This window comes from Myxococcus xanthus, from assembly GCF_006402735.1.
In the GTDB taxonomy this organism is placed as follows: Bacteria; Myxococcota; Myxococcia; order Myxococcales; family Myxococcaceae; genus Myxococcus; species Myxococcus xanthus_A.
The window spans coordinates 5,788,892-5,803,367 of record NZ_CP017174.1; the positions used below are offsets into that span (position 1 = coordinate 5,788,892).

A 14,476-nucleotide genomic window follows, 5' to 3' on the forward strand; every position below is an offset into this window, starting at 1 on the left:
TAGAGGGTGGCCCGTCAGCAGTCCACCGGCCCTTTCACCGCCGTGACGGTGGCTTCGATTTCTTCACATCCCCCGAGCGACTTCGCCCCGTTCGACGCGAGCTTGAGCCCCAGGCGCTCTCCCACCTGGACATCCGCGCCCGTTCGGACCACCGCGCCATCGCGCTGTCGGAACACCACCGAATAGCCGCGCGACATCACCTTCAACGGACTCATGGCGTCCAGACGTCCCTCCAGACGCTGGAAACGCTTCTGTGCATCCGCCAGGGCCCCCTGCTGGAGCGCCAGCAGCCGTGCCCGGTGCGCGGCCAGCCGGGCACGCTCGCGGGACACCTGGGCCGCCGGTGACGCCCTCTCGAGCCCCAGCCGCGCCGTCGCCAGCGCCCCGTGCCGCGTCGCCTCACCTGCGCGCACCGCCTCCGACAGCCGCATGGCCAGCTTCAACAGGTGCGCCCGCTGCTCACCCAGCCGTGCCTGGGGACGCGCCCGCTGCAGCCTTTCGGTCAGCGACCGCAGCGCCTCACGGTGCCCTCGCACGGCCGGCCGCAGCACGCGCATCATCGACTCCACCTGCTCGGACAGGTGCAGCCGCTGGTGGTTGATGGCCCGCCGAGGGTCCTCCAACCGCGACGCGAGCTGGCCCTGCTCCTCGCGCAGCTCCAGCACCCGACGCTCCATGGCACGCCGCAGACGGCCCGCCTGTGTGGCCAGCGTCAGCTCCAGGTCGGCCAGCACCGGCGCCAGGCGCTCCGCCGCGGCGCTGGGCGTGGGCGCGCGCAGGTCCGCCACGAAGTCGGAAATGGTGAAGTCGATTTCGTGACCGATGGCGGACACCACCGGCACCGGCGAGGCGAAGATGGCGCGGGCCACGCGCTCCTCGTTGAAGGTCCAGAGGTCCTCCACCGAGCCACCACCGCGCGTCACCACGATGACGTCCACGTCCGTGCGCGCCAGCCGCTCGATGGCGCGAGCCACCTCCACGGCGGAGCCTTCGCCCTGCACGCGCGCGTCCGCCACCAGGACGCTCTGCCGGGGGTTGCGCGAATGCAGCACGCGCAGGAAGTCCTGGAGCGCCGCACCCGTGCGGCTCGTCACCACGCCAATCCGCCGAGGAAGGGAGGGCAACGGCCTGGGGGGCCGCACGCGCCCGGGACCAATGAGTCCCTCCTGGGCCAGCCGCTCCTTGAGCTGCTCGAAGGCCAGCGCCAGGGCGCCCTCGCCCACCGGCTCCAGCCGCTGGACGATGAGGCTGTAGCGACCCTGCGGCTCGTACAGGTCCACGCTGCCTTCGGCAATCACCTCCATGCCGTCGCGCAGCGCGAAGCGCAGCCGGGCCGCCATGGAGGCCCACACCTTCGCGTCGATGGCCGCGCCCGCGTCCTTCAGCGAGAAGTACCAGTGGCCGCGCGCGTTGGGCCCACGGAAGCCCGTCACCTCGCCGCGCACGATGACGCGGGCGAAGCGCGACTCCAGCGTCTGCTTGAGCTGGCGGGTCAGCTCGCCCACCGACAGCACCACGCGCTCGGGCTTGGGCGGCGGAGGCGGCGCGCCTTCCATTGGCCCCAGCAGCGAGGTGCCGTCCTCGTCCACCGGAGGCGGTGGAGGCTTCGGCGGCGCCGCGGCCTTCCGCGCCGCGCCAGCCGCACGGGGGGTGGAGGCGCCACTGCCAAACAGGTCACCCTGCTGGCCCACTGGCGGCAGCGTGCCGCCTCCCACCTTGCGCCGGGTCATCGGGACAGCTTCTCGACCCAGGTCTTCGCCTTCTCGTGGTACTCGTCATCAGGAGGCGTCATCGCCACCACGTCCTTGAACTTGGGCAGGGCCTCGTCGGGGCTCCCGTCCTTCAGGGAGTAGGCCTGGAGGTAGACGTCCTTCGCCTTCGCCTTCAACTCACTGATGATGTTGGCGGCGCCCGCGTGTCCGGGGTCCGCCTGCAGCGCCTTGCGCGAGTAGTCCATGGCGCGGCCCCACTGCCCCGCCGCCTTCGCCGCGGTGGCGCCCTTGTAGAAGATGGTGGCCGCCCGCGTGCCCGCGTTGCGCGCCATCTTGCTGGGACGGCCGCCGGTGATGTCCTTGTCCAGCGACATCAGCTTCGACAGGCCCCGGGCGTCCAGGTCCTCCAGCCGCTTGTAGAGGTTGCCGAACTCCGTCACCTGCCCGAGCACCTTCTTGCACTGCGGCGTGCGCGCCATGCACGCGTTGAGGATGGCCACAGCGCCGGACATGTCGCCGTCGCGGAAGCGGTCAACGGCGGGCTCCCACGGCTTGGGGGCCGGCCCCTGGACCACGGGCCTGGGCGTGTCACGGACGATGATGGCCTGCGCCGCCTGCTCGTTGATGAGCTTGGCGTCGCGGTGCTCCGGGAAGGCCACCAGGATGTCGTCGGTGATGGCCTTGGCCATGTCGAGCTGATTCTCATCCAGCAGCTTGCGCGCCTCGCGCGTTCGCACGTCCGCGGACTCCGACAGCGCGCGCTTCGTCGCGTTCACCTGCTCGTAGAGGAACTGGCTCTCACCCGCGCTGGCCAGCAACGTGCCGGCCTTGCCCAGCTCCTTCTTCGCCAGGGCCTCCTTGGCCGCCGTCAGCTTCTCCTGGACGGGAATCTCCCGCGCGGCGTGCCCGAGGTAGTCCGCCACGCCCGGGTACTCCGGGGCCTCGGCCTGGAGCTCCTCCAGCTTCGCCTTCGCTTCGACCCACTTGCCCTCGCGCACCAGGTTCTTGGCGTCCTGGAACAGGCTGCCCAGCCGCTCCCGGTAGTTCTTGCCCTGACGGGCTTCTTCCGCGGCGACCGCCTGCTGCTTCTGGACGTTCATCCGCACCACGCCCAGGCCCGCGAACAGCACCACCACCGCGCCCGCCACCCCCAGCGTGATGAGCTTCTTCTTCTTCAGCTCCTCGGGGGTAGGCGCCGTGGCCGCCGTCGCGCGCGCACTGCGCACGCGGCCACCTTCGACGCGAGGCCCCGGACGGGGCGGCACCGCGCCGCGGCTGCCAGAGGCCGCCGGACGAGGACGCGGACCGGGGGCCGGCGCGCCGACCATCATCGTGGAGTTGGCCACGTCCTCGAAGCGCAGCTCCGTGTCGCCCAACGTGATGACGTCACCGTTGGCCAGCGGCGTCTCCTCGTTGATGACGTCGCCGTTGACGAGCGTTCCGTTACCGGAGCCCAGGTCGCTCACCGCCCAGCCCGCTCCCGACTTCCGCACCATGACGTGCTTGCGGGACACGGAGGTGTCCGGGATGCAGATGGCGTTATCGGTCGCTCGACCGATGACGTACTCCTCCTCGGACAGGGCAAACTCCTCACCATCCTTGGGGCCAGCGATGCAAATGAGCCGGGCTGCGGCGGAGACGGGGGCAGGCGCGGGCCGGGCGGACGTCCTGCGCACGGCGGGACGGGACCCGGTCCCACCCGAGGGCGCCCCAGAAGGGGGCCGGCGGCGTGCCGGAGGGGAACCGTTGGACATGCGAATCACCGACTTCCTGTCGAAGTGAGCACGCGCCTACAGCTCGTGCTCGTAAGCCAACTGCAAACCTAGATTGTGGCAGCGATGCTCGGCCGTAGGGAAGCGTCGACCCATTTCCTGCAACGCGGCCCGAGCCGTCCGCGCATTCCGGTACTGTACGCTGCGTTGGAAATCGAGCATCAGCTGGCTGCACTTGTGGTCCAGCTCGGTTGCAACCTGGCCGAGTTGGAAACGCACGTCCTGATAGATGTCAGGCTTGGTGTCCAGTGCCTCCAGCGTCACCCAAGCGAAGCGGTACTGCTGCCACGCCTTGAAGAGGTTCTCCGCGCCGACGTCGCGCGACTCATAGAAACTGGCGCCCGCGGCCACGTACTGACGCGCCTTGGTCAAGAGCTCGTCTTGCGGCAGCTCCGGCACCGGGATGATTTCCAGGCGCAGGTTCCACACGCGCCAGGTGTCCCGCCCCGGTGGGTTGCGGACATTGTCGAAGACGATGGAGTTGAGCTCGCCCCGCTTCAACGCGGAGGGCGGGAGAATCTGCTCCAGCCCGCGCTCCGTCACCGCATTCACGTCCGGCGGCACCCAGCCCACGTCCACGCCGTTGACGACCAGCGCCACCTCCTCCTTGGAGATGCCACTGGCCATGTAGTGGACCACGGCCACCGCCCGCGTCGGAGTGACGAACTGGAAGGCGAACGACTTGTGGTCCGGGTTCTCCCACGTCACGCCCTCACCCACCCCGAACGAGTCTGAAATCACCTCGAAGCCCAGGTCCTCCGGCTCCACGCCGGACGCCCGGCCTTCGCTCTTGGGCATGAAGAAGACGGCCAGCACGCCCACCAGCGCCAACACCAGGCCGCTTCCAACCGCGCCCACGCCCAGACGCGCTGGCTTCGACAGCTGCCCCCACCACAGGAGCAGCTTGCCCGCCTGACTGCCCGCGAGCTCCCGGCGACGGCGTGCGCGCTCCGCCGCCGTCTGCCCCGCGCCGGGCTCGGCCTTCGCCACGGCGGCGGTGCCCGGACGCACCGGAGCCACCGCGGGCTGCTGTGCGGTGGGATAACCCTCCGGCAGCACGATGCCGGACGCGGCGGGAATCGGGTCGTTGAGACGGATGGGACGGGTGGCGTCCGGGTCGAGCGCTGGGACAGGGTCGCCCCGGCGGATGGGCCGCGTGGCGTCCTCGTCCCCTTCCGGCGGCACCCAGACGAAGGTGAACTCGACGGGGCCCACGCCAATCTTGTCCCCATCCCGCAGCTGCTGCTCACCCGACAGCAGCCCACCGTTGAGCACGGTGCCATTCGAGCTGCCCATGTCCGCGACGAAGTACTTGTCGCCGCGAAGCACGATGCGCGCGTGCCTGCGTGACACGCCGTGGTCGTGCAGCACCAGGTCGTTCTCCGAGGTGCGGCCGATGTTGACCTCGGCCGCCTCGAAGGTGAGCTCCCGTCCCTGCTGGAGCCCCTGGGTGATGGTCAGGAGGATGGGCACGGGGCGCTACCCCGCGACGTTTCCGAACATGAACTGGAACACGATGGGCCCGAACAGCACCATGAACACCGTGGGGAAGATGCACGCGATGAGCGGGAAGAGCATCTTCACCGGCGCCTCACCGGCCAGCTTCTCCGCGCGCTGGGTGCGGTCGATGCGCATCTGCGTGGACTGGATGCGCAGCACCTTGCCCAAGCTGGTCCCCATCTTGTCCGCCTGGATGAGCGCGGTGACGAAGGTGGTCAGCGGCGGCAGGTCCACGCGGACAATCATGCTCTTGAGGCCCTCTTCACGCGTCTTGCCCATCTTCAGCTGCTTGAGCACCAGTTGCAGTTCCTCGCGCAGCGGACCGGCCTTGCCCTTCTCCACCACCTTGGCCAGTGCCGCGGTGAAGTCCAGGCCGGCTTCCACCGACAGCGTCAGCAGGTCCAGGCTGTAGGGCAGCGCGCGGCTGATGAGCAGGTGGCGCTTCTTCACCTGGTCGTTCAGCCACATCAGCGGGTAGTACATGCCGAAGAGCAGGAACAGCGGCGACCACACCAGGCTCACGCCGAAGCCGTTGAGCAGGATGAGGCCCATGATGAGGCCCATCACCGCGCTGACTTCCTGCAGCGCCATGATGTCCTCGGGCTTGTACGCCTGCGGCTCGCCCGCCTTGATGAGGTTGCGGCGCGCCTTGGCCTCGTAGCCGGGCCACATGAAGCGGCGGTTCATCGCGCCCAGGCGGCGGATGGCCACCGAGCCGAAGCCCTTCATGCCGCCCGTGGACTCGTCACGGACCTCCGACAGGAAGCGCTCCAGCATCGTCTGGTACAGCCCCAGGCCCAGGAAACCCACGGCGCCCGCGAAGAGGAGCGCCGAGCTGCCGATCAACATTGGCGTCAGGACATCGTCCACGGTGCACCTCTCAGATATCGATGTTGACGATGCGCCGGATGATGAGGATGCCCATCACTTCCATGATGGCGATGATGATCACGAGGATCCAACCGAAGATGTGGTCCATCATCGGCTCCATCAGGTCGGGCCGCATGTAGTTGAGCACCATGCCGAGCACACCGGGCATCGCCGCGACGATCCACCCCTGCAGCTTGCCCTGCGAGGTGAGCGCGTCGATCTTGCCCTCTAGACGGAAGCGCTCGCGGATCACCGTGGAGATCGTCTCGAACATCTCGGCCATGTTGCCGCCGAGCTGACGGGCGATGTTGGTGGACACGACGACCAGCTCCAGGTCGTCACTGCCCACGCGGCGGCCCATGTTGATGAGCGCCTCCTCCAGCGGAACACCCAGCTTCACTTCCTTCACGAAGAGCCCGAACTCCTGCGACAGCGGCGGCATCGCCTCGCGCGCCACGTGCTCGATGGCCTGGGGGAACGTGAGACCGGCCTTGAAGGCGTTGGCCATGGCCTGCAGCGCGTCCACCAACTGCACGTTGAACTTCTTGATGCGCCGCTTCCGGTAGTGCTTGACCATCAGCATCGGCAGGAAGAAGCCGAACACCGTGGCCACCACCGCCAGGATGGGGTTGAAGATGATGTACGACAGGATCCCCAACAAGCACATGCACGCGATGTTGAGGATCAACATCTGGCGTGGATCGATGAAGAGGAACATGTCGCTCAAGTCGTTCATCGACTTGGCGACGTAGCGCTCCTGGTACTGCTCATACGCCTTCGACAGGACGCTGAAGATCACCAGGCTGAAGAAGAAGACCGAGCCGGTGACGAGGAGGAGGACGATTCCAGCAAGCATGTGCGCGCTTCCCTAAGAGCGAGGGTGGACGACGCACGCCATCACGGCGCGCCAGCGCCCGCGGCCCGCTCGGCACCGCCCTTGATGATTTGGATGATTTCGCGGCGCTTCTGCTCCAGCACGCGGGTGCGCTCACCCGACAGCAGCGTGCTGATGGTCGCGCGGCCACGCTCCTCGATGAGGTCCACGTCGTCCTCGTTGCGGAGGCTGAGCGTCAGCTGGCCGAGCTCCACCGCGAGCACCAGGATTTCGGCCTCTTCCGGCAGCACCATCAGCGAGATGTTGTTGTACTCGCGCTGGTTCTCCGGGATGAGGTTCACGTTGGTGGTACCGGTGATCTTGCCCGTGGCCACCACGATGACGTTCTGAAGCAGCGTCACGGCGACGTTCTCGTCCGTCTGCGGGTCGCGGAAGGTGCCAATGACGTCCACGTGGTCATTGGGGCGAATCCAGCCGCCCACCGACGTGGTGTGCTTCGCCTCGATGGTGAGGGCGCGCGCCTTCTTCTGCACCTTCGACGACAGCCGCTCGGCGGCCTTGGTCGTCTCGAACTGGCTCCACAGCAGCGGATCACCCGCCTGCAGCGCGACCAGCACCTTCTGGTTCACGATGTAGGTCGCGGAGTCCGGACGCACCACGGAGGACGTCACGAACTGCTCCGGCACGGAGCGCTGGGAGATCATCTCGAAGGTGATGACCGTGCCTTCAGGGACGTCCTGCGCCGCCACGACGACGGGCACCAGGTTCCATCCGCGGCGGACATCCGCCTCCTTCTTCTTGATGGCGGAATACGCGATGACGCCGGCCAACAGGCCCAGCACAAGCGCGACGACGAGCGGAGTCTTGCCCTTCAGCATGGTTCAGAAACCTCCAGAACGGGGGGGAGCCGTTCGGCGGCGATGATGGAGTCCGAAGTGGAGTCCAGAGCAGGTGTTGGAATACAGTGCAGTGCAATCAGCGAATGGCGCGCGATGTTAGCCGTGTGATACACCGGGTGTCAAAACCACCTCTCGCGACAGCTCTGTATCGCGCGCAATCCGGGACCTGACGTCGTACCGCGTCAGAGGTCGTCGATGGCGTCGCGGTCCGGTGTCGTCAGGCCACGGCCCTCGGTGATGCTGTAGAGGGCGTTCTGCACCACGCCCACGTCATCGGAGCTGTCGATGACCTTCCCCTCGAGGAGCCGCAACAGTTCCTGCAGCGCGTCATCCGACGTGACGGGGCCGACCGCGTAGGTCATGTACTGGTTGGAGGGGTCCCGCTCCTCGTTCAGGCAGTACATGTAGAGGGGAACGATATAGGCGTTCTCCTCCACCCCGCCGTCCGGGGTACCGGCATCGTCCCGCCCGCCGGGCCCCGGGGGGGTGGGCGGAACGACGAGGATGGTGCGCTCGATGAGCAGGCCGTTCTGGCCGCGTCCCTCGGACGTGGACACGACGACGAGCCCCGGAGGGAACGTCACCTGGACAGGCGCCCCCGTGTCGTTGCGCAGGGGCACGCAGACGCGGACATAGGCGCCCGAGCCCTGTGACTCCACACTGGCGTTCTCGCACTCGCCGGAGACCTCGTCGGCGCCGCGAAGGGTGCCGGCGAAGCTGACGCCCTCGGGGAGGGAGAAGGGCGTGCCCTGCGGCGCGCCGTCGTCCTCGCCCAGGCCGGGGCGGAAGACATTCACGCCCGCGTCGAACCCGTTGGAGGGCGGCGGCGGATTGTTGCCGCCTCCGCCGTCGCATGCCAGTACCCCTGCCCCGACCGCCGCCGCGACAACCATCCACTTCCATGCCGCCTGCGCCATTGCGCGCTCCTTCCGTCAATCCAGGACGACCCACCGGCCGGGACCGCCGCGTCATGAGGTCTGGCGAGACTGGCCGAGTCTCAAGGCACCCGCAACCTTGCTGAGAGCGCGAGGTGTCAGGGAGTGGGCGGAAACGCGGGCTGCGCGGGCGGCGGGAGGTCCGGATTGTACAGGCCTCGCAGCACCAGCGTTGCCCCCTGGTCATCCTTGAGGAGCGCCGGCTGGCCCTGGTGGAGCCCTACCAGCCGCACCGTGAAGCCCACGCCATCCGGCGTCACGTGCACCGCGAGTTGCCCCGGGACGAGCGGGTCCGGCACCGCGCTCTCGGAGGGCAGCCAGGCGACCTGGGGATGAACGGGGAGGAAGGCGCGCGTGTACACCCGCACCTCGCTGGCGCCGGACTTCTGGAGCGCGGCGCGCCACGCGTCCTGCGACTGAGGTGTCTCTCCATGTGACTGGAGCTCGTGCACCATCAGCAGGTGGACGCGCCGGGCCACGCGGAGCAGCTCCAGGTTGGCCGCCACATCGGAGCGGGACTGCTCCAGCCCTTGCGGACGACCACCGGCGAGCGTGGCCATGACGCCCAGGAGGATGACGCCGGAGGCCCACATCGGCGCGGACCGGCCTCGCACCAGTTCCCAGCTCAGGCGCGCCGTGCCCACCGCCGCCAGCAACGAACCGGCCAGCACCAGCCAGCGCGGCGCCGCGCCCGCGTGGAAGGGCTGATTCAAGGCCTGCGTCAGGTGCGTCCACTCGGGCACGGACGCCACGCCCACGCCCACGGCGAAGGCGACGAACAAGACGGCGTGCACCAGCCGCAGACCCAGCGGGGACGGCTGCCCCACCTCACTGCTTGCCGTCACGGGAAAGGCAGGTTCAGCACGAAGTAGAAGGAGTCGTAATAAATCTGGTACGCCTCCATGAACAGGTCGATGACGTTGGACTGCTTGTCCTCCGTCCAGCGGACCTTCACCGACGCGCCGACGATGAGCGCGACGACGAGAATCCAGTTCAGGAGCGAGTACTCCAGCATGGCCTGCCCGCGACGGTTACGGGCGCGGGGACGCAGCGTCTTCGGGTGGTTCACGGCGTGTCCTCAGAGGTGTCGTGTCCGTGCCCGTCATCCGCGTCGCCGGGCAGGTCATCGAGTATAGCATCCGCGTACTCCAGCTTGATCTTCGGTGCGTCTGGAGCGGGGATGCGCATGCGGGGCTTGGCGTCGATTCCGTACTCCGCCACTTCCATGGCGTGCCCGATGCCGGGAATCTCAATCTTGGCCAGGTTCAGCAGCGGAATCTCACGGCTGAGCCACATCCGCTTGATGACGGTGTTCTTCATGACGACCTCGACGGGGACGGCCGCCACGGTGCCTGCCAGCGTCATCAACCGGGACTCCTTGCCCGAGCGCGTCGTGGGCTTCACGCCCTTGGGCAGCGGCGCTTGCTTCTCCGGCGGCGCGGCCTGAGCCTTCTTCGCGTCCGCCTCCTGCTGCTTGAGCACGTGCTGGAGCGCCTCGTCCGAATACTCCTGGGGCTGGCCGAAGCCCGTGCCGATGTAGAGGCGGGAGATGGCGTCATAGCGAATCTCGTCGCCCTCCCGGGCCACCAGCATGCGCATCTGCGCGAGCGGCGACTTCATGGCCGGATGGGTACCCGCCTCCATCTCCACCCACACCGCGTCCCGGCCCTCCTTGTCCTTCTCCTCACCCACCACCGCCAGGCGCCAGTAGTAGACGCGCAGGCCGCCTCCGTTGAAGCGGTACGTCACCCAGTCGCCCAGTCGGGCCGGACGGGCGCCGCGGGACATGTGCTGAACCAGCTCCCGCGCGGGATTCGCCTCCACGCGGACTGGAAACGCCAGCACCAATGCCGCCACCACGAGCAGGGCCCTCACTTCGCGCCCTCCTTCTTCTGGGCCTGGTCCCGCTCGTAGGCCTCGCGGCTCTGGCGCACGGCATCGTCGTTGGGCACCGCGTCCGGACGGTCCGAGCCAATCCACATCTGGACCACCGCGGTGACACCCTCCTCCGCGTGCGACAGCGTCGTCACCACCTGCTCACCCTTGCGGGCGTGCTCCATGGTCAGCTGCGTGCCGCCGCCCATCTTGAGCGCGGACTGCCGCACGGGCGCGTAGCCGCGGCGCTCCAGCTCCGCGTTCACCTGCTGCTGCACCTTCGTCAGCTCTCCCGTCACCAGCGTGGTGCGGCTCTGCGAGCCACCCGGGTCATCCCGCGTGGCCAGGTCCTGGCTGTAGAGCGCGCCTTCCAGCGCTACCAGCCCGGGCGCCGGCTTCTTGGACGGACGCACCCACAAGTCCCGCAGCGCAGTGAAGCCCACCGTCTTGCCCAGGTGCTTGCGCAGCACGACGCCACGCTGAAGCCCCTCGCGGGTATAGAGCGCCGACACCACGCCCTCGTCCTGCATGTCCCCTTCCACCACGGTGGGGTAGCCCTCTTCCTGCCACTTCCGGGCGAAGTAGGCCGCCACCTTCTCCATGGGGTCCGACGTCGTGAAGTACGCGAGGCGGTAGTACTCCCCGCCAATGACCAGGTCATTACCGATACGCGTGTGGATGGTGCCCGGATAGACGGGCAGCTCCTGTTCCGCGGCTGCTGGCGCGGAGGCCAGCAACGCGAACAGGAGCGCCGTCCGGACGGCCCCTACCCTACTCGCAGGGAATCTTGAGGTCTTGCTCGTCATTCTGCGTGGACTCCGGGCGGGCATCCGGGTCGGTCGGGTCATCCGCCATGGCCCGCTTGCACCCCATGTAGAACTCGCCGCGCGCGTTGAAGACCTTGATGTAGTTGCTGTTCGCGTACGTCATCTCGTCACGGAACGGCGCGGTGTCGAAGCAGTTGGGCCGTTCGTGGTCGGTCAGCTTGAGGCTGCGCTTGTGCATGACGTGGAGGCCGCTGCTGGCCTTCGCATCATACTGGGCAAGGCCGGTGCAGTCCCCCTTCTGCGAGGCGCCCACGCCGTAGTTCCGGGACACCACGAAGGTCCCCAGGAAGTTGGGGAGCACCGAGGCGACCACATCCAGGATGGCGCCGATGCCCAGGCTGTCCAACGTGGAGGCGAAGCCCAGGAACACCATCCGGTCCACCTGGCGGTAGAGGCCGTGGGGCTGGCTGAGGGAACCACCGGTATGCTGACCGGCGCGGCGGCCACGGATGATGGCGTCACCGCCGTCCGGCATGTGCCAGCCGTTGGCGTACATGGAGTACTTCGACTTGAGCCGCAGGCTGCCCAGGTCGCGCCCGCCCATCATGTTCTCTTTGAAGAAGCCGCCGTTGCCACCGCTCTTGTCGAGGTACCGCGTCGGCAGGATGGTGTTCTCGTAGTTCATCTCGACTTCGGATTCGACCCAGCCCTTGTTGTTGAAGCCCCACTGGTTCAAAACCCATCCCATGCCGTTGTTCAAGGGGCTGAGGATGGCGCCCGCCAGGCCGCCTCCTTCGCTGGTACTCGGGCGGCTGAGCATCCCGCTTTCGAGAAGCGCGATCTCCTTGTTGGTGATGGTCGCCGTCACGTCCGTGTAGCGGGCAATGAAGTTGCCGCCGGTGCCGTTGGGCTCCACCGAGTCCATGTCCTTGAAGCGCTCGACGAACTCCTCGTGGGCCTCCCGGCGGGCGTCCTCGAAGGCGTCGTCGTGCTTCCCGTTCGCGAAGTCGGAGAGCGCGTAGCTCGTCATCTCCCAGACGGCGTAGCGCGCCGCCTCCTGGAGCTTGAGCTTCGCCCTCACCAACTCCGTGAGGTACATGCTGAACATCAGAATCATCACGAGGAGCGGCACGGAGAGCGCGAACTCGACCGTGGCGGCACCTCTTGAGCGCGAGCGCATTTGGAGACGGGCACGCATGGCAGTCCTCAGTGCGTAATGATCTTCGGGGCAATGCCCTGAAGCGGGCCGGGCAGCGCATCCATCATCTCACCAATCTTCGGCAGTGAGTTGCGGCCCTGGAACACGGACGCCAGACGCGGGCGCCAGTAGGGGTTGAAGAAGTTGGGCTGCTCCGCCCAGTTGCCGGGGCGGTGGTAGTAGGACTGGCCGCGGGAGATGACGTTGAGGCCTTCGACCAGGCCCAGGAACTTCTTCCGGTTGTTCAGCATCTCCAGGCCGTCCGTGTCCGGCGTGAAGGCGAACTTCACCTTGCCTTCGTCGTTGAGCAGCGCGGGCGCGTTGGTGCCGGTACCGTCCTTGTTGTCCCGGTTCACGACCTGCTCCGGATCCTTGTTCAGCGCCACCCAGGCGGTGGGCTGGTTGAAGTCCGCCTGGCGCTTGGCCGCGTCGCCCATGGACGCGTTGGCGGTGGGGTTGCACACCGAACCGAGCTGGCCGGGCTCGAAGTGCATGAACGGCGTCAGGCCGCCCCAGGGGTGGTGACCGTCCTGCACCGGCCGCACGTTGGCCGCGAAGACGTCCGTACGGGCCCAGCACACGAACGCGAGCTCCAGCACGCAGATTTTCGACTGTTGCAACCCCACGTCGCGCTCGGGGCCACCCGGCCGCATGTGGCCGGACCAGCGCTCCGGGTTGCTCGGGTAGTTGACGCGCCAGTGCATGCCGCCCCGGTGACGACCGCTGTCGGTGTCATTGAGCGCCCAGATGCTCGTCTTCGTCATGTGCTTGTACGGCAGCTTGGTGGTGTTGTTGTCCCCCTTGCCCTTGCGGTTGTCGCCGAAGCACTTCCAGTAGTCGTCGTTCTTGGTGCACGACACCGGGTTGTCCGCCTTGCCCACGCCCACGTCGATCTCCGGCGGGCCGAACTTGAGCCAGTACGGATCATCCGAACCGATGTTGTCGCCCTGGGCCGTCATGCCCCAGGGATTGATGTTGTCGTTCCAGTCGCGGATGTAGTTGCGGCCTTCCTGGCCGGGACCGCGGCCGGCGCGGATCGCGTTGGCGTTGGGGAAGCCCGTGGAGAGCATGCGCGTCTGGCCGATCTTGCCGAACTCGAAGATGCCCGGGATGTCCACGCCGCCGTTGAAGAAGTCCCGCATGAAGCTGAGCATGTCCGGCAGCGGCAGCAGGTCACCCATGCGGCGGCTGGTGATGAAGCCCTGGGGGCACGCACCACCGTTGGCGTCACAGGCGTAGCGCGTGGCGTTCGTGATGCCACCCATGGAGCGCTTGGCGCGGGCAATGGGGTCGTTGGCGGCCTTCTTCGTCACGTCCAGCGCGCCGAACGGGTTCTTCCACGTGTTCGGCGCCAGCGGCTTGCCACCCGCGTACGGGCTGTGCGCCTGGCTGAAGAGACACTGGCTGTAGAGACCCGTCGCCAGCTGGCTGGCCAGCGAGGAGATGTTGCTGTCGTTGTCGTCGATGACCGTCTGCGTGGTCTGCGTCACGTGCGTGGACGCGGACATCATCACCGCCTGCGACGCGAAGTACATCACGCCGTTCATCACCCGGTGCGCGGGGATGATCCATTCACCGATGATCCGGTCCGGATTCAGTCGCGTGATGACCTGTTGGATGGGTCTGAGGAAGTAGTTCCGGTACGCGGTCATGATCCGGCCAATGGCCTTGATGACCGCGCTCACGTACGGAATGACGTTTTCTAGAATGGGACAGGCGATCTTCCAGAAGAGGTTGTTCGTCTTGCCCGCGCATGGATTCAACGTGCGCATGAAGCCGTAGATGTCCGTGAGGAACGCCTCGGCGGAATAGATGAGTGACAGCAGCGACTGCCACATCATCGCCGACACGTAGTGCGACACCTGCGTGCGGTTGGCGTACGCGTAGAAGTTGAACGCGCGCGCCTCCATGGCGGCCATGGAGTACGACGCGGAGTCCGCCGTGTTCTGCAGGCGGATGCGTTCATGCACCGTGTGGCCGATGTTGACCGTGGTCAACACGGCGATGGACATGATCAAAACCATCAGGGCGGCCAGCACCAAGGCCTGGCCTTCCTGGCGGCGGAAACTCTGTCGGAGGGTCCGGGTGAACATGGGTCGGGAGTCCTCTTCCT

General features: G+C 67.4%; 13 protein-coding genes. All 13 read right to left on the reverse strand.

Annotated elements, in window-relative coordinates; translation table 11 throughout:
* Positions 1 to 14 precede the first annotated feature (14 nt).
* The 13 genes from xseA to BHS09_RS23490 all read right to left on the reverse strand — a co-directional run bounded on the left by xseA (position 15) and on the right by BHS09_RS23490 (position 14,456).
* Positions 15 to 1,730 (reverse strand): exodeoxyribonuclease VII large subunit, encoded by a 1,716-nt coding sequence (gene xseA, locus BHS09_RS23430; protein WP_140799065.1) that lies wholly within the window; start codon positions 1,728 to 1,730, stop codon positions 15 to 17.
* Positions 1,727 to 3,475: an FHA domain-containing protein gene (locus BHS09_RS23435; protein WP_140799067.1), complete on the reverse strand. Its 1,749-nt coding sequence runs from the start codon at positions 3,473 to 3,475 to the stop codon at positions 1,727 to 1,729. Before BHS09_RS23435 ends, xseA begins: the two co-directional genes overlap by 4 nt.
* A 27-nt stretch (positions 3,476 to 3,502) precedes the next feature.
* Positions 3,503 to 4,957 (reverse strand): FHA domain-containing protein, encoded by a 1,455-nt coding sequence (locus BHS09_RS23440; protein WP_140799069.1) that lies wholly within the window; start codon positions 4,955 to 4,957, stop codon positions 3,503 to 3,505.
* Between the two features lie 6 nt (positions 4,958 to 4,963).
* On the reverse strand, positions 4,964 to 5,854 hold the full coding sequence (locus tag BHS09_RS23445; RefSeq protein ID WP_140793399.1) for a type II secretion system F family protein: 891 nt from the start codon (positions 5,852 to 5,854) through the stop codon (positions 4,964 to 4,966).
* A 10-nt stretch (positions 5,855 to 5,864) separates the two neighbouring features.
* On the reverse strand, positions 5,865 to 6,710 hold the full coding sequence (locus tag BHS09_RS23450; RefSeq protein ID WP_140793401.1) for a type II secretion system F family protein: 846 nt from the start codon (positions 6,708 to 6,710) through the stop codon (positions 5,865 to 5,867).
* 41 nt (positions 6,711 to 6,751) lie between these two features.
* A complete protein-coding gene (gene cpaB, locus BHS09_RS23455; RefSeq protein ID WP_140793403.1) occupies positions 6,752 to 7,567 on the reverse strand; it encodes a Flp pilus assembly protein CpaB in 816 nt (271 codons plus the stop codon).
* A 203-nt stretch (positions 7,568 to 7,770) separates the two neighbouring features.
* Positions 7,771 to 8,505: a hypothetical protein gene (locus tag BHS09_RS23460; RefSeq protein ID WP_140799071.1), complete on the reverse strand. Its 735-nt coding sequence runs from the start codon at positions 8,503 to 8,505 to the stop codon at positions 7,771 to 7,773.
* Between the two features lie 116 nt (positions 8,506 to 8,621).
* The gene (locus tag BHS09_RS23465; RefSeq protein ID WP_140793407.1) at positions 8,622 to 9,368 is read right to left on the reverse strand and encodes a hypothetical protein; all 747 of its coding nucleotides are present in this window, start codon (positions 9,366 to 9,368) and stop codon (positions 8,622 to 8,624) included.
* A complete protein-coding gene (locus BHS09_RS23470; RefSeq protein WP_140793409.1) occupies positions 9,365 to 9,592 on the reverse strand; it encodes a hypothetical protein in 228 nt (75 codons plus the stop codon). The genes BHS09_RS23465 and BHS09_RS23470 overlap by 4 nt, the downstream gene beginning before the upstream one ends.
* Entirely contained in the window at positions 9,589 to 10,398 is an 810-nt protein-coding gene (locus BHS09_RS23475) for a hypothetical protein (RefSeq protein ID WP_140793411.1), read from the reverse strand. The genes BHS09_RS23470 and BHS09_RS23475 overlap by 4 nt, the downstream gene beginning before the upstream one ends.
* Positions 10,395 to 11,204: a hypothetical protein gene (locus tag BHS09_RS23480; protein WP_140799073.1), complete on the reverse strand. Its 810-nt coding sequence runs from the start codon at positions 11,202 to 11,204 to the stop codon at positions 10,395 to 10,397. Before BHS09_RS23480 ends, BHS09_RS23475 begins: the two co-directional genes overlap by 4 nt.
* Positions 11,170 to 12,363 (reverse strand): TadE/TadG family type IV pilus assembly protein, encoded by a 1,194-nt coding sequence (locus tag BHS09_RS23485; RefSeq protein ID WP_140793414.1) that lies wholly within the window; start codon positions 12,361 to 12,363, stop codon positions 11,170 to 11,172. Before BHS09_RS23485 ends, BHS09_RS23480 begins: the two co-directional genes overlap by 35 nt.
* An 8-nt stretch (positions 12,364 to 12,371) precedes the next feature.
* Entirely contained in the window at positions 12,372 to 14,456 is a 2,085-nt protein-coding gene (locus BHS09_RS23490; protein ID WP_140799075.1) for a Tad domain-containing protein, read from the reverse strand.
* Positions 14,457 to 14,476 lie beyond the last annotated feature (20 nt).

What these genes read in the sequence shown, in the direction of transcription:
- BHS09_RS23460 (WP_140799071.1), bottom strand. Translation starts at nt 8,505, where the DNA reads ATGGCGCAGGCGGCATGGAAGTGGATGGTTGTCGCGGCGGCGGTCGGG.
- BHS09_RS23485 (WP_140793414.1), bottom strand. Translation starts at nt 12,363, where the DNA reads ATGCGTGCCCGTCTCCAAATGCGCTCGCGCTCAAGAGGTGCCGCCACG.
- BHS09_RS23490 (WP_140799075.1), bottom strand. Translation starts at nt 14,456, where the DNA reads ATGTTCACCCGGACCCTCCGACAGAGTTTCCGCCGCCAGGAAGGCCAG.
- xseA (WP_140799065.1), bottom strand. Translation starts at nt 1,730, where the DNA reads ATGACCCGGCGCAAGGTGGGAGGCGGCACGCTGCCGCCAGTGGGCCAG.
- BHS09_RS23450 (WP_140793401.1), bottom strand. Translation starts at nt 6,710, where the DNA reads ATGCTTGCTGGAATCGTCCTCCTCCTCGTCACCGGCTCGGTCTTCTTC.
- BHS09_RS23480 (WP_140799073.1), bottom strand. Translation starts at nt 11,204, where the DNA reads ATGACGAGCAAGACCTCAAGATTCCCTGCGAGTAGGGTAGGGGCCGTC.
- cpaB (WP_140793403.1), bottom strand. Translation starts at nt 7,567, where the DNA reads ATGCTGAAGGGCAAGACTCCGCTCGTCGTCGCGCTTGTGCTGGGCCTG.